Below are 19,267 nucleotides of genomic sequence, written 5' to 3' on the forward strand. Positions count from 1 at the left end.
CATCACAAGCCTTTATTCCTTGCTTGCTTGTGCCAAAATGAGCCCTATTTTTCCAACCGCTATCATATCGTAAAGCTGACGTGATCAAAGATCGAAATTTTGACGACCTGGCGCAAAAGTTTGCCAAAAGCATTTATGGCACCGCCAAAGGTGAAATTCGCCAGTCGGTCGTCTGGCCGGATCTGGCGCAGATCCTTACCGTCCTTGATGCCAGGCAGCCGCTGCAGATCCTCGATGCCGGGGGTGGGCTGGGTCAGTTGTCACAGAAGCTGGCTGCGTTGGGGCACCAGGTCACGTTATGTGATCTTTCTGGTGAAATGCTCAAGTTAGCCGAGCAGGACATTGCCAACAATGGCCTGCTTGCGCAATATCGCCTGGTTCACAGCCCGGTGCAGGCCATCGGCGAGCACCTCAATGAGCCGGTTGACCTGATCCTGTTTCACGCCGTGATGGAGTGGTTGGCCGATCCGAAGGCGGCACTGGACTATTTGATGCAGCAGGTGCGTCCGGGCGGGGCGATCTCCGTCATGTTCTACAACTACAACGGCCTGCTGTTTAAGAATCTGCTCTGCGGCAACCTGACCCACATTGAGCAGGGGATGCCGCATCGTAAGCGGTTTAAGCTCCAGCCCCAGCAAGCGCTGGCGCCGGACGACGTTTATCAGTGGCTGACGGACGCCGGGATGACCATTTTGGGCAAAACCGGCGTGCGCACGTTTCATGACTATATGCAGACCCACATGGTCGGCGACTACAGTCTTGAACAAGTTATCGAGATGGAGCAGAAGCTCTGTCGACAGGAGCCTTATTTGTCTCTGGGCCGGTACATTCATGTATACGCGCAAAAGCCGTTTGCAGGCGGCGCAGCCCCGGAGCAAAAGGCGTATAAAAATAACCGCAATAAGGACAACGGATGAGTGATGTATCCCAGACCGTTCCGGAGTTGGTCAATTGGGTTCGGCAACATGAGTTTGCCCTGAACCTGCCAACCGAGCGGCTGGCGTTCTTGTTGGCGATTGCTGTCTTGAGCGGCGATCGTTTTGATGAAGAATTAGGGGAAGGGGAACTGATTGATGCGTTTCGCATTGTCAGCGAGATGTTCGAGCAGACCCAGGAGACCCTGGCCTTTCGCGCCAACAACGCCATCAATGAGCTGGTCCGGCAACGGCTAATCACCCGGTTTACCAGCGAGCTCACCGACGGAGCCAGTATCTACCGCCTTAGCCCGCTGGCGCTGGGGATCACGGATTATTATGCCCGTCAACGCGAATACTCCTCGCTCAAGCTGTCGATTCAGCTGGCCATGGTGGCCGATGAGATCACCAAAGCCGTCGAGGCTGCAGAAGAAGGGGGCGACGAGAAGCACTGGCGCCAGGGCGTCTATGCCGTGTTGAAGTATTCGGTGGCGGAAATTTTCGACCGGATCGATCTCAACCAGCGCATCATGGATGAGCAGCAGCAACAGGTCAAAGAAGACATTGCGGCGCTGCTGAACCAGGACTGGCGGGCGGCGATCACCAACTGTGAAAGCCTGCTCAATGAAACTTCCAGTACCCTGCGCGAGCTGCAGGACACCCTGCAGGCCGCCGGCGATCAGTTGCAGACCCAGCTGCTGACCATTCAGGAAGCGATTCAGGGCAATCCGGAGCTGGATTTTGTCGACGGGATGATTTACATCCTCCAGGCCAAGTTAGACCGCATTATCAACTGGGGCCAGCAGGCGATTGACCTGTGGATCGGCTATGACCGCCACGTGCACAAGTTCATCCGAACCGCCATTGATATGGACAAGAACCGTGCCTTCAGCCAGCGCCTGCGCCAGTCGGTGAAAGACTATTTTGACGCGCCGTGGATGCTGACGTATGCCGACGCCGAGCGCCTGCTGGATATGCGCGATGAAGCGCTGGTGCTGCGTGACGATGAAGTTACCGGTCTGGTGCCGGAAGAACTGGAATTTGAAGCGCTGGATCTGGTCAGCGATCAGCTGGCCGAGCAGGTTGCAGCCATGTTGCAGACCCACAAAGAAACCGGGGCTGCCATTAACCTCAGTGTGCTCCTGAAAGATTATTTGGCCCGTCATCCGCAGGCGCAGCATTTCGATTTAGCGCGTCTGGTGATTGATCAGGCAGTTCGGCTCGGCTACTCCGAATCGGACTTCAGTGCGATCCAGCCTGACTGGGAAGCCATTAATGAATACGGAGCCAAGGTACAAGCGAATGTCATCGATAAATATTGAAGAATATATGCCTGAAAAGCTGGCCAAGGCGATTGCGAACCCGCTTTTCCCGGCACTGGATAACGATCTGCGCTCAGGCCGCCACATCGGCAGCGAAGATCTGGACAACCACGCCCTGCTGATTGAATTTGAGCAGGCGCTGGCCCTGTTTTACAAGCGTTACAATGCCGAGCTGGTGCGCGCACCGGAAGGCTTTTTCTACCTGCGTCCACGTTCAACCTCGTTGATCAATCGTTCGGTGCTGTCTGAGATCGATATGCTGGTCGGTAAGGTGCTGTGTTTCCTGTACCTGAGCCCGGAGCGTCTGGCTCAGGAAGGCATTTTCAGCAATCAGGAGCTGTTTGACGAGCTGATGTCGCTGGCTGATGAGCAGAAGCTGATGAAACTGGTGACGCACCGGGCCAGCGGCTCGGATCTGGATCGGGAGAAACTGTTCGACAAGGTGAAAACCTCACTGCGTCGTCTGCGCCGGATCGGGATGGTGATCCCGGTCGGTGAAAACGGCAAATTCCGCATCAGTGAATCGGTATTCCGCTTCGGTGCCGATGTACGTACCGGCGACGATATCCGCGAAGCGCAGCTGCGTCTGATCCGTGACGGTGAAGCCGTGGTCGTGCATCAGCAGGAGCCAAGCCAGTCCAGCCTGCTGGAGATGGACGAAGAGCATGTGGCCGAAGAACAACTAGAACTGGCCACCGAGCCAGCCGGACAGGAGGATGAAGCCTGATGGAACGCGGTAAGTATCAATCGCTGACAATGGTCAACTGGAACGGCTTTTTTGCCCGGACCTTTGACATTGATAACCTGGTGACCACCCTGTCTGGGGGCAACGGGGCCGGGAAATCGACCACCATGGCGGCCTTCATTACCTCGCTGATCCCGGATCAGAGCCTGCTGCACTTCCGCAATACCACGGAAGCGGGCAGCTCCAATGCCTCGCGCGACAAAGGTCTGCACGGCAAACTGAAGCCGGGCGCCTGTTATGCGGCGCTGGATGTGGTGAACTCGAAACACCAGCGCATCCTGTTTGCGGTGAAGCTGCAACAGGTCGCGGGCCGGGACAAGAAAGTCGATATCAAGCCGTTTATCATTCAGGGTTTGCCGTCACAGGTGAAGCCGACGGATGTGCTGGTCGAAACCCTGTCTGAAAATCAGGCGCGGGTTCGCCAGATCAACGAAGTTAAAGATGTCGTGGGCGAGATGGAAGGCGTGCAGTTCAAAGCCTTCAACTCCGTCACCGACTACCATGCGCAGATGTTTGAATTCGGCGTGTTGCCGAAAAAGTTGCGCAACAGCAGCGATCGGGGCAAGTTCTACCGCCTGATCGAAGCCTCGCTGTACGGCGGGATCTCCAGCGCCATCACCCGTTCGCTGCGCGACTATCTGTTGCCGCAGAATACCGGGGTGAAAAAAGCCTTCCAGGATATGGAAGCAGCCCTGCGCGAAAACCGCATGACCCTGGAAGCGATCAAGCTGACCCAGAACGATCGGGATCTGTTTAAGCACCTGATCACCGAAGCGACCAACTATGTGGCCGCCGACTACATGCGCCACGCCAATGAGCGTCGCAAGAAGTTGGAAACCACCCTGAGTCTGCGCGGCGAGCTGACCGGGTCGCGTCAGCAGCTGGAAGACCAGCAGCGCGCGCTGAAAAACATGACCGGTGAGCTTGACGAGCTGACCGAGCAGGAAGGGGCGCTGGAGCAGGATCATCAGGCGGCCTCGGATCACCTGCAACTGGTTCAGACGGCGGTGCGTCAGCAGGAGAAAATCGAGCGTTATCGAGAAGATCTCGAAGAGCTGACCGAGCGCCTGGAAGAGCAGGTGATGGTGGTCGAAGAGGCTGCCGAGCAGCTGGCGATGGCTGAAGAGCAGTCGCTGCTGAGCGAAGAAGAAGTCGACAGCCTGAAAACCCAGCTGGCCGATTACCAGCAGGCGCTGGACATGCAGCAAACCCGTGCCCTGCAATACCAGCAGGCCGTTCAGGCGCTGGAAAAAGCCCGTGAGCTGGCTGAGGATCACCAGCTGCTGCCAGATCAGGCGGTGCCGTATCTGGCCCAGCTGAAAAAAGAGCAGGAAACCCAGACCACGGCGCTGCTGGCGTTGAAGCATAAGCTGGACATGTCTTCGGCGGCGGCCCGTCAGTTCGATTTGGGCCTGGAGATTGTCACCACCATTGCCGGTGCTGTTGAGCGCTCGGGCGCTGCGGAGAAAGCCCGTGAGTTGATTGCCCATGCCCGCCATTTGCGTGGGATTGCCGATCGGGGTGAGCAGATGAAATCTCAGTACCGCGATCTGGAGCGCAGCATGCGTAACCAGCGTCAGGCGCTGGAGATGGCCGAGCAATATGCCAAACGCTTTGCAATGACCCTGGATGGCGAGCTGGCGCTGGCAGAAGAGCAGGCCCGTCACGAGGCCACGCTGGAAAGTCTGGAACAGCAACAGGCCGATTTGGTTGAGCAGCGCGGTGAACTGCGCCGTCAGGAGCAGCAACTGGGCGCGGAAATCACTGCGCTGGAAGCCGCTGCGCCAGCCTGGATTGCAGCCTCAGATGCGCTGGACAAACTGGCCGAGCAGTCGGGACAGGAGCTGTTTGACAGTCAGGCGGTGATGGCCGCCATGCAGCAGACACTGGACAAAGAGCGCGAGGTATCTTCCACGCGGGATCAACTGGCGCTGCGCAAACAGCAACTGGAGCTGGATATTGAGCGTCTGGCACAGCCGGGCGGCAGCGATGATTCGCGTCTGCGCGCGCTGGCCGACACGCTGGGCGGCTGCCTGCTGTCTGAAATTTATGATGACATCACCCTCGCCGATGCGCCGTATTTCAGCGCCATGTACGGCCCGGCCCGTCACGCGATTGTGGTGCCGGACCTGAAAGGGATCAAAGAGAAACTGGTGGCGTTGGACGACTGTCCGGACGATCTCTACATCATTGAAGGCGACGCGGATTCGTTTGATGACAGCGGCTTTGACGTGGATGAGCTGGAGCTGGCGGTTTGCGTGCATCTCAACGATCGCCAGCTGCGTTACTCGCGTTTCCCGAAAGTACCGTTGTTCGGCCGTGCGGCCCGTGAACAGCGCCTGGAGCAGCTGCGCGATGAACGTGAGCAGGTGGTGGAAGAGCACGCCAAGGCGGCGTTCGATGCCCAGAAACTGCAGCGTTTGTATCAGAGCTTCAACAGCTTTGTTGCGACCCATATGGGTGTGGCATTCAATGCCGATCCGGAAGCCGCGCTGAAAGTTGCCCGCGACCAGCGCAATCAGATCCAGCGTCAGCTTTCTGAAACTGCGGCGCAAGAGCAGCAACAGCGTAGCCAACTGGCGGCAGCCCGTGAAGGCCTGACCCTGCTGGGTAAACTGAGCCCGCTGGTCAGCCTGCTGGAAGATGACACCTTGGTGGCGCGCTTTGAAGAAGTCGAGCAGCAGCTGTCGCAGTTGGATGAAGCGTGCAACTACCTGGATCGTCACGGCAAGGCCATTGCCGAGCTGGAAGGGCTGGTGTCGGTGCTGGATGCCGATCCGGAGCAGTTTGATGCCTTGCAGGCTGCGTATGAGCAGGCCGACCATCAGCTTCAGGCGCTGAAGACCAAAATCTTTACCGTCGCCGATCTGGTGGAGCGTCGTCATCACTTCAGCTATGCCGATTCGGTCGAGCTGCTGAGTAAGAGCTCGGAGCTGAATGAGCAATTGAAAGCCAAGCTGGTCGCTGCCGAGCGCGAGCGTAATCGCCACCGGGAAGCACTGAAGCAGAGCCGTGCGCAGGCCAACCAGTACAACCAGCTGCTGGCCTCGCTGAAAAGTTCGCATCAGGCCAAGCTGGAAACCGTGCAGGAATTTGAGCGGGAGCTGCAAGAGCTGGGTGTGCGCGCCGATGTGGAAGCCGAAGCGCGCGCCCGTCTGCGCCGTGACGAACTGAATGAGCGTCTGCATAGCTCCCGTAGCCGTCGCAGCCAGCTGGAAAAAGCGATCACTTCGGTGGAGCTGGAGCTGAAGGGGCTGGTGAAACGTCTGCGTAAAGTGGGCAAAGAGTATCAGGATATCCGCAAGCTGGTCGTGGCCGCGAAAGCCGGCTGGTGTGCCGTCCTGCGTCTGGCGCGCGAGAGCGATGTCGAGCGCCGTCTGCACCGCCGTGAGATGGCCTACATGTCGGCCGACGAGCTGCGTTCGCTGTCGGATAAATCCCTGGGTGCGCTGCGCCTGGCGGTCTCGGATAACGACGATCTGCGCGATGCGCTGCGGGCCTCGGAAGATGTCTCGCGACCGGAGCGTAAAGTGCTGTTCTACATTGCCGTGTATCAGCACCTGCGTGAGCGGATCCGCCACGACATTATTCGGACCGATGATCCGGTTGAAGCGATCGAAGAGATGGAAGTGGAGCTGGCCCGCCTGAGCGATGAGCTGTCTGCGCGTGAGCAGCGACTGGCCATCAGCTCGGATTCGGTTGCCAATATCATCCGCAAGACCATTCAGCGCGAGCAGAACCGGATCCGGATGCTGAACCAGGGACTGCAAAACATCGGCTTTGGCCAGGTGAAAGGCGTGCGCCTGAACGTGAAAGTGCGTGAAACCCACGAATCACTACTCAGTGGTCTGGCAGAGCAGCAGGACCAGCATCAGGATCTGTTCGGCAACCAGCGTCTGTCGTTCTCCGAAGCGATGGCCAAACTGTTCCAGCGATTGAATCCGCATATCGATATGGGTCAGCGTTCGCCGCAGATCATGGGTGAAGAGTTGCTGGATTACCGCAACTACCTGGAGCTGAGCATTGAGGTCAACCGGGGGACGGATGGCTGGCTACAGGCGGAATCGGGTGCGTTGTCGACCGGTGAGGCCATTGGTACCGGTCAGGCGATCCTGCTGATGGTGGTGCAGAGCTGGGAAGAAGAGTCCCGTCGTCTGCGTGGCAAGGACATTATTCCGTGTCGCCTGCTGTTCCTCGATGAGGCGGCGCGTCTGGATGCCAAGTCAATTGCTACCTTGTTTGAGCTGTGTGAACGTCTGGATATGCAGCTGTTGATCGCGGCGCCGGAGAACATCAGTCCGGAGAAAGGGACCACCTACAAGCTGGTGCGTAAGATCTTCAAGGATCGCGAGCACGTGCATGTGGTTGGCCTGCGTGGTTTCGGTCAGGAGCCGAAAGCCCCGGTGACGTTCCAGGACGCGCTGGCGCTGGCATCAGAGCCAGCCTAACACCGTCAAAACTGAGATCTTTTTATGATGAAGGCCGGGTTTCCCCGGCCTTTTTTGTGTGCGTATCTTTTCATTCCTGACTGAATGTCTTGTTCCTAAGATCCTTATCTCATTACTTAATTGCGCTACCGATAAATAATTTGCCCAGCCATAACCCTCTAAAATTTGAACTGTTGGAATCGGTCATTCAAAACTACAAGCCAAGGGGAGCAGCGGCCGGAGCAGCCTGCTTGGTAACGACCAATTTACACGTTGTCGTAGGGGTGTAGAAGATGAGAAATATAATACTAACGATGCTTGCCACATTGGTGGTGGCTGGGTGCGGCGGTTCAGATAGTAATAACACGATTGTGTCAGATGCGGTCAGTGGTATAGAAGATTCTGTACCGATTTCGGTGGATATTTCCAAACCACCGACGGAAGTGCCGCCAAGTGATGATGATTTGCAGGCCTGTGTGGCAATCGAGTCGGTGAAACTGACCGACTTGGCTGGGAATATCGTCGAGTGGACGACTCGCAGTATGACCAACCCTGAAGAGATGAATTCTCAGCAGTGTATACCACCGGATTCTTCGATTCCGGTTGATAGCGATGGTTATCCGCAATTTATTGTGATCGATCTCTATGATATTACCGGGGTTGATCTGGTTCACCTGATTTCCGAGCAGCTGGTGCCGGTCGGCGAATACGTCAATATGAGCCTGACGATCCTGCAGGGTGAATACGGCGACTTCCTCGGCACGCCATACTCCTATGTCGGCAGCCTGGTGGATAAACAAAAAATGGAAATTGTCGATGAGCTGACGTTTGACGGTCTGAACATCAATATTGATGTGCCGGAAACCTTCACCATGGCCTTCGATTTCCGCAGCATGATCCAGATGGTTGAGGGGGCGTACCACCTGAAAAGTGAAGGGTTGCGCCTGGTCAAAAATGCCTTGTCCGGCGGTATTTTCGGGGATATCAATACCGGATCCTGCCCGTCGAATGATGATGCGTATGTCTACCTGTATGAGTCAGACAGTGAGCAATACGGGGATCTGGGGTCGGAGTATACGCCGGTGATGACGGCCAAGGTGAGCGAAGATAATCAGTACACCATGTCTTATGTGCCGGAAGGGGATTACGATGTGGTGCTGGTGTGTGACGGCCTGAAAGACGCACCGGATCAGATTGACCTGGATATTGATCTCGACGGTGATGCGGCGAAATACACCGATCAGCATGTCGAGAGTGGTGAGCAGAAATACCTGCCGCTCTAGCGGCGGGGATGCAACAAGCTTCGCGATGCGAAGACATGAGAGTAAATAGAGCATACCCAAACCGCCAGCGGAGTCTGGCGGGGCGGGCCCACTGCATCGGACACATCGGCCAGGCGAGGACGAAATCTTGCGACATTCAGCGAAGATTCAGCAGAGTTCGGTATCATGTTGGTCGATATAAGATGATCAATCTCTCAAAAATCTGATGTCAGTGATAAAAATTTCACGCTGCCATCCAAATCTAACTTGCTGACCCGGCAAAAAATCCCGCATTTAATCCGAAAATCCAGTCATCCGTGCCCGGTTTTTGGTGGTTGTTTTTTAATCATCACTTCTATAAATTCCTTTCCAACGAAATTTTGGATTGATGGAAAGAGAACCTTTTATGCCTGCAGTAATGAACCTCAAGAACGTTATTTTTGGTGCAATGCTTGGCCTCGCAGTCACTGGCTATGGAACGGCCCAGGCTTCAAATACCACATCCCCGGCGAACCACCTGCTGTCGACCCTGAACTATGTTGAGCTGGAAGCGGAGCAGGGTGACAAGAATATGCAGCTGTTTCTGGGGCGCGCGTATCTGGAAGGCACAAATGGTTTGGAAGCTGATCCGCTGAAAGGCATGTACTGGCTGGAAAAAGCGTCCGTCGATATGCCGGAAGTGAAAACCATGATCGGCGATCTGTTCAAAGCGGGCCAATTGCTGCCGAAGAACAATGATCTGGCTGTGCGCTGGTACACGGAAGCGGCAAAAGAAGGTGATATTGCCGCCATGGTCGAGCTGGGCGCCTATTATGCTTCGGGCGCGACCGGCTCGGTTGACTGCGGCAATGCAATTAAATGGTTCAACAAGGCGGCTAACGGTGGCTCGCTGGATTCCAAGCGCAACCTGGTCTGGCTGTATGCGACGTGCGCCGATGAGCGGATGCGTGATGGTGCGCGGGCGCTGAAACTGGCCAAGCAGGTCCTGAAACGCGACGGCACGGGCGATGCGGGTGATTACGATAACTTAGCGGCTGCGTACGCTGCCTGCGGCGAGTTCCGCCGCGCCGTTGAAGCGCAGGAAGTGGCGATGGATAAGCTGGAAGATACCCAGGGTCAGCGTTATGCCAAGTTTGAAAAACGCCTGAAGCTGTACCGTCAGAACCAAACGATTTTTACTGCCTCACTGTAATTCCGATTTACTGAAAAAAGCCGGCCCATACCGCATCCCGGGGGCCGGTTTTTCTTTATCTGCCACTTTTGCTCTGCTGTACGCCACCGTTCAATGCCTGCCTGATTCGATTCTCCACTGCTGCCCTCTGCTTTTTCGTGTTGCCGGCACGTTTGCACCGGCCCGGTATCCGATGCTCTCCCGTAAGGCTTAACCCAACGCATGGCTGAACCGATGTACGATGGGTGCGTGAGCCTACCCGGAAACAAAGCCTGCCACGCCTTATTGATATTCTTAACTATAATTGAGGGGCTGATTTCCTTCTGCTTCAACGTAGAGGAAGCGAGAACAATAAAAAGGTGTGAGCATGAAATCCTCTTCCGCTGCAGAGCAACAGGAAGCTGCCAGATACGAATGGCTTTCTTTCCTGTTTATCATCATTTTTCTGTTTCCTATTCTCTCCGTGCTGATTGTCGGCGGGTATGGCTTTGCCGTCTGGGCGATGCAGATCCTGTTCACCGGTCCTCCCGGCCACGGCTGATAACGACCCGGTATTCCAGATTCAGACGATCATGAGGTGAGGCGATGAAGCGTGTCCTGAAAGCGGTGTGGCGTACGTTATGGCGTCCGGCAATGCATATCAGCTTAGGGGTGTTGAGCCTGGGCGGGTTTATTGCCGGGATTATTTTCTGGGGCGGGTTTAATACCACACTGGAGCTGACCAATACGGAAAAGTTCTGCATCAGTTGTCATGAAATGCGGGACAACGTCTACGAGGAGTTGCAGGCGACCGTGCACTGGTCGAATCATTCCGGGGTTCGGGCCACCTGTCCCGACTGTCATGTCCCCCACAACTGGACCGATAAAATTGCCCGCAAAATGCAGGCCAGTAAGGAAGTATTCGGCGCAATTTTCGGCACCATCAATACCCGTGAGAAGTTTCTCGAGAAGCGGCTGGAACTGGCCAATCATGAATGGAAGCGCTTTGCCGCCAACGGCTCGCTGGAGTGTAAGAACTGCCACAATTACGACAGTATGAAATGGGACCAGATGTCAGATTTAGCCCGGATGCAGATGCAGCAGGCCGCCGAGCGGGATCAGAGTTGTCTCGATTGCCATAAGGGGATTGCCCACGAGTTGCCTGCCCATATGGAAAGCTCCGGCGGCATGATTGCCGAGCTGGTGCAGCAAGCCAGCCACACCAGCTTCAGTGAAGGTGAAAACTACTTCAGTGTCCGTTACCTGCCGATGTTTGAAGACGAAGCCATGACCCAGGACGGGGGAGAGCTGAATCCGGCTTCTGAAGTGAAGGTGGTTGCGGTGACAGACCGTGCCATTCAGGTTGAGATCAGCGGCTGGCGCAAAACCAAAGGGTTCGGCCGGGTGATCAACGAAGACTTCGGCCTCAATATTCCGACGGCAGCGCTGAGTAAGGCCGTGGCGCAAAACGACAGCTTAGTGCAGGGCTTTGAAGAAAAAGAAGATGATTTGACCGGTTTGGTGTGGCAGCGGGTGGCCGTGCAACTCTGGATGGCGAAGGAATCGCTGATGGACGATGTAGATCAAATCTGGGCGGCGGCGAAACCGGCGTATCAAACCAACTGTAGTGTCTGTCATACCCAGCCGGATGAAGCGCATTTTGATGCCAATACCTGGCCCGGCATGTTCAACGGCATGCTGGCGTTCGTCAACCTGGACCGTGACAGTGAAGCTCTGGTACTGAAATATCTGCAAAAACACGCCTCTGATTTTACCGAGGGCCATCATTAAGTCTGTGAGGGAATTGCTATGTTCGTGACCCGACGTCATTTCTTAAAAGGGCTGGTGACCACCGCCTCGGTTGCTTCGGTGATTGGTCCCGGACTGCTGGCCCAGGCCGCAGAATCATCTTCCCCCTATGCAGCCGCAGCGGAAGGAACCTGGAAAGTGTCCGGCTCGCACTGGGGGGCGTTCCGTGCCCGGATCTATAACGGCAAAGTGGTCGAAATCAAGCCGCTGGAGCGGGATAAATATCCGTCCGATATGATCAACGGTATTCTGGGGGTGATCTACAATCCGTCGCGGGTTCGTTATCCCATGGTGCGGCTCGAGTGGCTGAAAAAGCACAAATACAGTGGCGACACCCGAGGGAATAACCGGTTTGTCCGGGTGACCTGGGATGAAGCGCTGGATTTGTTTTACCAGGAGCTGGAGCGGATCCAGAAAGATTACGGCCCCTGGGCCTTGCATGCCGGGATGACGGGCTGGCGGCAAACCGGCCAGTTCCACAGTTGTGGCAACCATATGCAGCGCGCAGTGGGGATGCATGGCAATTTTATGACCAAGGTCGGGGATTACTCCACCGGGGCTGGCCAGACCATTCTGCCCTATGTGCTGGGCTCCACCGAAGTGTACGCGCAGGGCACCTCCTGGCCGGACATTCTGGCCAACAGTAAAACCATCGTGTTCTGGGCCAATGATCCGCTGAAAAATACCCAGGTCGGCTGGCAGTGTGAAACCCATGACTCATACAGGTATTACGCGCAGCTGAAAGACAAAGTCGCCTCCCGGGCGATCCGGGTGATCTGCATCGATCCGGTCCGATCAAAAACCCTGAACTACCTCGATTGTGAGCACTTCTATGTCAATCCCCAGACCGATGTCGCTTTCATGCTGGCGCTGGCCCATACCCTGTATCAAGAAGCACTGTACGATAAGGCGTTTCTCAGCACCTATGCACTGGGTTTTGATGATTTCATTCCCTATGTGGTGGGTGAAGGTAAAGATCAGGTGGAGAAAAGTCCGGAGTGGGCCGAGCCGATTTGCGGCGTGAAAGCCGATACCATCCGGCAGTTGGCGCGGGATCTGGCGGGTGGCCGGACCCAGCTGATTTTTGGCTGGGCGATCCAGCGTCAGCAACACGGCGAGCAGCCGTACTGGATGGGGGCAGTCCTTGCCGCGATGCTGGGCCAGATTGGGTTGCCCGGTGGCGGGGTGTCCTATTCGCATCACTACAGCGGGGTGGGGATCCCGCCGACCGGCGCGTCGGGGCCGGGCGGCTTCCCGCGTAATCTGGATCAGGGGAAAAAACCCAAATGGGACAATGATGATTTTAATGGCTACAGCAGTAGCATACCGGTTGCGCGCTGGCTCGATGCCATTTTAGAGCCTGGAAAAACCATCAACTATAACGGCAACCAGGTGAAGTTGCCGGATACCAAGATGCTGGTGGTCAGCGGGTGCAATCCCTGGCACCACCATCAGGATCACAACCGGATGAAGCTTGCTTTTCAGAAGCTGCAAACCGTGGTGACGATTGATTTCGCCTGGAATGCCACCTGTCGTTTCTCGGATATTGTCCTGCCGGCCTGTACCCAGTTTGAGCGCAACGACTTGGATTTGTACGGTGCATATGCGGCTACCGGGATCCTGGCGATGCACAAGCTGGTGGATCCGCTGTATCAGTCCAAAACCGACTTTGAGATCTTTACCGAGCTCTGCCGCCGTTTTGACCGTCATAAAGAGTTCACCCGCGATATGGATGAAATGACCTGGCTGAAGCAGCTTTATCAGGAGTGTCGGGAAGCGAATAAAGCGACGTTTCCGATGCCGGAATTTGATGCTTTCTGGGCAGACGGGCTGGTGGATTTCGGTGAGGGCCGGAACTTTATCCGCCATGCTGATTTTCGTGCCGATCCGGAAATCAGCCCGCTTGGCACACCGTCGGGATTTATCGAGATTTTCAGCCGGAAGATTGATCGCTTCGGCTATGAGGGCTGCCAGGGCCATCCGATGTGGTTTGAAAAACTCGAACGCTCCCACGGCGGACCGATGTCAGACAAGTATCCGCTCTGGTTGCAGTCAGCCCATCCGGATCAACGGCTGCACTCACAAATGTGTGAATCGGAAGACTACCGGGCCACCTACACCATGCAGGGACGAGAGCCGGTCTATATCGGCCCGGAAGATGCCAAGCAGCGGGGGATCAAAGACGGGGACCTGGTCCGGGTCTATAACGATCGCGGACAGTTGCTGGCCGGTGCCCGAATTTCTGAGAACTTCCCGCCCGGGGTGATCCGGATCCATGAAGGGGCCTGGTACGGGCCGTTGAATGAGAAAGTCGGGGCACTGGATACTTACGGCGATCCGAATACCCTGACCATGGACATCGGGACCTCAGAGCTGGCACAGGCCTGCAGCGCCAACACTGTGGTGGTGGAGGTGGAGAAATACAGCGGAGAAGTGCCGCCGGTGACCGCGTTTGGCGGTCCGTTGCTGGAGAGTTGAACCGGTTGGTTTCTCGGGAGTTGCGTCAGAAAATCAAGCCTTTGTGAGGTTGGCATGAGTTCATGCGCGCAGAGTCCGGTACACTCGCGCGGTCGAGTCAGCTGGCCGGATGTCGCCAGCACAAAATGAAGCCAGAGCAGCATGAAACAAGAGCAGAAACAATTGAGCGAAGATATCAAACCGACGGCCCCTGTGTATGGCGTCGGGGACAGTACATTGCGCGCCGCCGGTGGGGAAGCCGGGGTCAGGAAACTGGTTGAGGCATTTTACGCCTATATGGACACCTTACCGGAAGCGGCGGGGATCCGGGCCATGCATGATGCGGACTTGTCTGAGTCCCGTGACAAACTGACGACGTTTCTGATCGGTTGGATGGGTGGGCCGTCCAATTATGCCGAAAAGTACGGCAGCATCAATATTCCCGGCGCTCATCGCCATCTGGCAATTGGGCTGGCGGAAAAGGAAGCCTGGCTGCTGTGTATGCAAAGAGCCTTAGACGAGCAGGGCTATGACGAGGTCTTCAAGCGCTACATCATGGTGCAGCTCTCGTTCCCGGCAGAAATGTGCCGCAATCGCTGATCCCCGGGCTTGCAGAAAATCTGTCTTGAATAACTGTTAAGCCGTGACCCAAACAGAACGCCCGGAACAGTACTGTTCCGGGCGTGTTGATGAACAAAAGGATCACCCTGAAGGGTCAATCATCCCAATGCTGGCGAAAGAACTCGTCAATCGCTTCCAGCGCTTTTTCTAAATACTCTTTCCAGTCCCGATCCGGAACCGGCTTGGCAAAAGTCGGAAAGAACATCGTTGCTGGACCTCCGTCTCGTGCTGATCAGATGCCTGCGGTCTAGATGTTTCCCTTTAAGTATACCAAAGCACGTATGAGCTGAGGCTGGAAGAGGAAAAGCGGCATTGCCTGGTTCGGACGCAGATGGGATGTGATCCGAGAGTTGAAGCGCGATAGGTTCGAAAGTCTGCCCAACCCTCTGCCCAAGCAGCCGTAAACCCTATCCGATTGGGGAAGAGTTATTTCACACAAGATCAGCATGGAGATTAACGCTCTGTTATCTTTATTTTTTATTGATTCCAAAGTGGAATGAATTCACGTCCATCCTTTCGCTATTCAAAAGGCAAGCCCCGGTGATACTGTCACCTTCCACACAGTTTCAGAGCAAATGCGAAATGGAAATTTCTATCGATATTTTGGCCATGTTATTTCTGGTCGCGGGGCTGGCCGGATTTATTGATGCAATTGCCGGGGGCGGCGGTCTGTTGACTGTGCCGGCGCTGCTGGCAGCCGGGATCCCACCGGCACAGACGTTGGCCACGAACAAGCTGCAAAGCTCATTTGGGAGTTTTTCTGCCACCCTGTATTTTGTGCGCAGCGGCCTGGTGCGCCTAAGTGACATGCGTAATGCTATCATCTGCACCTTCATCGGCTCGATGATTGGGGCAGAGCTGGTCCAGCGGATTGATGCCGGGATCTTAACCAGCCTGATCCCCGGCTTGCTGGTTGCTATTTCGCTCTATTTTTTGTTCGCACCCCAGGTGGGCCAGGGGGGTGGAACGCCGAAACTCTCGGATAACGCGTTTGCCCTGACGATTGGGACCGGTGTCGGATTTTATGACGGCTTTTTCGGACCGGGTACCGGTTCGTTGTTTACCGTGGGTTTTGTCGCGATAGCACAGTTGGGTCTGGTCGAAGCGACGGCGCGGACCAAGGTGCTGAACTTCACATCTAACATTGCCGCCCTGATGTTCTTTATCCTGGCCGGGTTACCGGTTTGGGAAGTGGGACTGATCATGGCGGTCGGCGGCTTTCTGGGTGCCCGCATGGGGGCCAAAGTTGCAGTGACCAAAGGACGGCAGCTGATCCGCCCGATGGTGGTGAGCATCTCTATGCTGATGGCGCTGAAGCTGTTGTGGGAACAGCATCCGCAATGGTTTCAATAAGTGCCTGAACCCGTGCGGAGCGATAGGTTTTATGCCGATAGCATAGATGGACCGGGCGGGTGAGCTGGTCCAGAAACTCAAAATGATGACAGTATACCGGGTCGATTTTGAGCGCTTTGACAATTGAGTGTGGGATCAGCGCCGGGGCGACGCCGCCGAGCGCCAGCTGTGCGGAGGCGGTATAGGAATCCATTTCCATCAGCGGGAGGATCCCGGCCTGCTGGAGGAGACTGGCCTGATAGGCATTTGCCGGGTTTTTCAGATCATTCACCAGCAATCCGTCCGGTTGGCGGGTGAGCGGCTGGTGGCTGACGATGGTAAAGGGCTCATCCAGCAAATGCCGGGTGGCTAGCCCGTGGTGCGGCGGCAGGTGGCCGGCACAAAAGCCGATCGTGGCTTCGCCGGATTGGACCCGCTCGACAATGACCGGGGTGTGATGGGTCGAGATCGAGATATAGGGGTCAATACGCAGGTATTCGCCCAGTTGCTGGCCCAGATAACCGGCCACCAGGGTTTCCGAGCAGGCGAGGGAGATCAGGGTCTGATCCTGCACATGCTGCTGCTCAAAAATCAGCCCTTTGAGTTCACGATAGCTCGGACCGACGTTCCGGATCAGAGCGTCGGCATCGGCGGTCAGCTTAATTCGCCGGCCGTCGGGCTCAACCAGTTTCTTTCCCAATCGCTTCTCTAGTCCGGAAATTCTTTTGCTGACCGCACTTTGGCTGATATACAAGGTGCTGCCTGCCTTACTCATCGTGCCTTCTTTGGCCAGGACCAATAAGGTCTCAATTCCTTCCAGTAGCACTCGATACTCCTAATCGCACGGGCTGTGTTGCCTTGGGGGATTTCGGGTGATTATATCCGCAAAGCTTTGCTTGAACAGCAGGAATCGGAGTCACAGGAGAAGTATCGTTCGGAAGGATAGGGTAACCAGAGCGGGATGTGTCAAAGGCGTGGGGAGGGATAAAATATCGCGCAGGGAAAGAGAACACCTAAATAGCCGGCTGGCCGGCTATCTTTACCTCGCCCTGTCATTCTTCAGGTGGCGTTTCTTGCTTAGTGATACTGCCCACTTCAAGCACGGCGGCAACATCCAGGTGTTCTGCATTCATCATGGAAGAGATGCGCTGGACGGAAGACAGCAGCAGCGATTGCTCCCAGTCATCCAATTGTTGGAAACGGGAAATAAAACTTTCCTGAAGTAACATGGGAGCCTTGGCCAGGGACTCTTTCCCCTGTTCGGTCAGGTACGCATGGACTTTACGCTTATCCAGCTTACTGCGCTCACGGACGACCAGGCCGCGTTTTTCCAGGCGATCAAGGATGGTTGTCGCTGTCGCCTGACTCATATTGGTGTTGTTTGACAACTGACGAATAGTGACCTCGCCCGAGTCACGAATCGCTCGCATCAATACTAACTGAGGCCCTGTTAACCCTGCAACCTTATTGAGTTTTCTCGAATGCAAATCGATAGCTCGAATAATCTGTCGAAGGGCAATGAGGACTTCTTCGTGCTTGTCCATTTTACTCTCCCAAATCAGTTGCCGCGAAGGTACATGAATATCAATAAACATGAAAGACTTAGTTGCGACAAACGCGATAAAACTGCAATTCCTCAATGGAATTATCGCTGTATTGGCAAATTAGCACAATTGCCGGGGCATATTCGAGCTTGAAATCATCCGAGGTGAGTGAGTCGTTACTTTGAAATGCTCGCAGTAAGGTTCGATAATCGAACTGAATTTACTGTGTGGATATGGTTGCACATAAGCGCGTTGTTTTTCTTTATCCTTTTATTTATTGAGTGATTTGCTATTTCAAAGTGTAAAAAAGTTCGCTAAAATGGGTGAATAATAATGATTCTCACTAGCGTAAAGATTTGCGAGAGTGACTTGGGTATAGCAGTTTTTAAAAGGATGAAGATCAGAATGAACACGAGATTTACCCGTAACCTGATTGCTGCGTCGCTGTTGACGCTACCGGCATTTGCACAAGCGGCTCCAACCAAGGCCGACGTTGTTGAGCATTATGCTGACATCGCTCACAGCGTATTCAGTGATGCCCTGACCACGGCGCAATCACTGGATAAAGCGATTGACACGCTGATCGCAAATCCGTCAGAAGCGAACCTGAACAAAGCCCGTGAGGCCTGGAAAGCGGCCCGTGTTCCTTACCAGCAGTCAGAAGTGTTCCGTTTTGGTAATGCCGTGGTTGATGACTGGGAAGGTCAGCTGAACGCCTGGCCACTGGATGAAGGCCTGATTGACTACGTTGCGAATGACTACCACTACGAGTTGGGTAATGAAGGCGCGAAGGCGAACATCATCGCTAATCAGGCGCTGCAAATCGGCAACAGCCAAATTGATGTTTCCAAGATCACTCCTGAGCTGCTGGCCGATCTGAACGAGCTGGGTGGTTCTGAAGCCAACGTGGCAACAGGCTACCACGCGATTGAATTCCTGCTGTGGGGCCAGGATCTGAACGGCACAAACACGGGGGCCGGTGAGCGTCAGTACACGGACTTTGCTGAAGGTGAAGCTTGTACCAATGACCACTGTGATCGTCGTCGCGCGTACCTGAAAGCTGCTTCTGAGCTGCTGCAAAGCGACCTGACCTGGATGACCCAGCAGTGGGCTGCGAACGTGAAGGGCAATTACCGTACTGAACTGCTGGCTGATTCGCCGGAGAACGGTCTGCGTAAAATGCTGTTCGGCATGGGCTCTCTGTCGCTGGGTGAGCTGGCGGGTGAGCGCATGAAAGTTGCGCTGGAAGCCAACTCAACAGAAGACGAGCACGATTGCTTCTCGGATAACACCCACTACTCCCATTACTACAACGAGCAAGGGATCTATAACGTTTACACCGGGACTTATATGCGTGTAAACGGAACGCTGGTTTCTGGTCCGGGTATCCACGCCCTGGTTGAGCAGAAAGACAAGCAAGCGGCAAAAGAAATCCAGGCTGAGTTTGACCGTGCCCGCAGCCAGGTGTACACCCTGGTCCACTCTGCAGAGAAGAAAAATCAGCACTTTGATCAGCTGATTGCTGCTAACAATAAAGCTGGTAATGCGCTGGTGACAGAATCAATTTCTGCACTGGTGAAACAAACGGCTGAGATCGAACGTGCGGCCAGCATCATTGGGATAAGTAACCTGAATCCGGATACGGCTGACCACCAGTTCTAAGCTACCTGTTGAGCTGAAGAAT

Annotated in this window: 14 protein-coding genes; 12 read left to right on the forward strand and 2 right to left on the reverse strand. The window is 55.2% G+C overall.

The features are described 5' to 3' along the window. The first annotated feature begins 80 nt into the window (after positions 1–80). The 11 genes from cmoM (at position 81) to NH461_RS05960 (ending at position 16,060) form a co-directional block, all read left to right on the forward strand. A complete protein-coding gene (gene cmoM / locus NH461_RS05910) occupies positions 81–917 on the forward strand; it encodes a tRNA uridine 5-oxyacetic acid(34) methyltransferase CmoM (RefSeq protein WP_261602326.1) in 837 nt (278 codons plus the stop codon). Then, the gene (gene mukF / locus NH461_RS05915; protein ID WP_261602327.1) at positions 914–2,236 is read left to right on the forward strand and encodes a chromosome partition protein MukF; all 1,323 of its coding nucleotides are present in this window, start codon (positions 914–916) and stop codon (positions 2,234–2,236) included. The genes cmoM and mukF overlap by 4 nt, the downstream gene beginning before the upstream one ends. After that, positions 2,217–2,963 (forward strand): chromosome partition protein MukE, encoded by a 747-nt coding sequence (mukE, locus tag NH461_RS05920; protein WP_261602328.1) that lies wholly within the window; start codon positions 2,217–2,219, stop codon positions 2,961–2,963. The genes mukF and mukE overlap by 20 nt, the downstream gene beginning before the upstream one ends. Then, the gene (mukB, locus tag NH461_RS05925; RefSeq protein WP_261602329.1) at positions 2,963–7,429 is read left to right on the forward strand and encodes a chromosome partition protein MukB; all 4,467 of its coding nucleotides are present in this window, start codon (positions 2,963–2,965) and stop codon (positions 7,427–7,429) included. The genes mukE and mukB overlap by 1 nt, the downstream gene beginning before the upstream one ends. 272 nt (positions 7,430–7,701) lie before the next feature. Further along, the gene (locus tag NH461_RS05930) at positions 7,702–8,691 is read left to right on the forward strand and encodes a hypothetical protein (protein ID WP_261602330.1); all 990 of its coding nucleotides are present in this window, start codon (positions 7,702–7,704) and stop codon (positions 8,689–8,691) included. Positions 8,692–9,076: 385 nt separating this feature from the next. Beyond that, a complete protein-coding gene (locus tag NH461_RS05935) occupies positions 9,077–9,862 on the forward strand; it encodes a tetratricopeptide repeat protein (protein WP_261602331.1) in 786 nt (261 codons plus the stop codon). A 346-nt stretch (positions 9,863–10,208) separates the two neighbouring features. Then, positions 10,209–10,382 (forward strand): periplasmic nitrate reductase, NapE protein, encoded by a 174-nt coding sequence (locus NH461_RS05940; protein WP_261602332.1) that lies wholly within the window; start codon positions 10,209–10,211, stop codon positions 10,380–10,382. 44 nt (positions 10,383–10,426) lie between these two features. Further along, entirely contained in the window at positions 10,427–11,611 is a 1,185-nt protein-coding gene (gene torC, locus NH461_RS05945; protein WP_261602333.1) for a pentaheme c-type cytochrome TorC, read from the forward strand. An 18-nt stretch (positions 11,612–11,629) separates the two neighbouring features. Further along, positions 11,630–14,107 carry a trimethylamine-N-oxide reductase TorA gene (gene torA, locus NH461_RS05950; RefSeq protein ID WP_261602334.1) on the forward strand — a complete coding sequence of 826 codons (2,478 nt, stop codon included), beginning with the start codon at positions 11,630–11,632 and terminating at the stop codon, positions 14,105–14,107. A gap of 141 nt (positions 14,108–14,248) precedes the next feature. Then, positions 14,249–14,686 (forward strand): group II truncated hemoglobin, encoded by a 438-nt coding sequence (locus NH461_RS05955; RefSeq protein ID WP_261602335.1) that lies wholly within the window; start codon positions 14,249–14,251, stop codon positions 14,684–14,686. A gap of 603 nt (positions 14,687–15,289) precedes the next feature. Then, positions 15,290–16,060 carry a TSUP family transporter gene (locus NH461_RS05960; RefSeq protein WP_261602336.1) on the forward strand — a complete coding sequence of 257 codons (771 nt, stop codon included), beginning with the start codon at positions 15,290–15,292 and terminating at the stop codon, positions 16,058–16,060. Here the strand turns inward: NH461_RS05960 and NH461_RS05965 are convergent. After that, positions 16,005–16,865: a LysR family transcriptional regulator gene (locus NH461_RS05965; RefSeq protein WP_261602337.1), complete on the reverse strand. Its 861-nt coding sequence runs from the start codon at positions 16,863–16,865 to the stop codon at positions 16,005–16,007. The two genes, NH461_RS05960 and NH461_RS05965, sit on opposite strands and share 56 nt — an antisense overlap. A 226-nt stretch (positions 16,866–17,091) precedes the next feature. After that, the gene (locus tag NH461_RS05970; RefSeq protein ID WP_261602844.1) at positions 17,092–17,583 is read right to left on the reverse strand and encodes a MarR family winged helix-turn-helix transcriptional regulator; all 492 of its coding nucleotides are present in this window, start codon (positions 17,581–17,583) and stop codon (positions 17,092–17,094) included. A 405-nt stretch (positions 17,584–17,988) separates the two neighbouring features. On the opposite strand from NH461_RS05970, the gene NH461_RS05975 reads away from it, so the two are divergent. Then, positions 17,989–19,245, forward strand: a complete 1,257-nt coding sequence (locus tag NH461_RS05975) for an imelysin family protein (RefSeq protein ID WP_261602338.1) — start codon at positions 17,989–17,991, stop codon at positions 19,243–19,245. Positions 19,246–19,267 lie beyond the last annotated feature (22 nt).

Source organism: Photobacterium sp. TY1-4 (assembly GCF_025398175.1).
In the GTDB taxonomy this organism is placed as follows: Bacteria; Pseudomonadota; Gammaproteobacteria; order Enterobacterales; family Vibrionaceae; genus Photobacterium.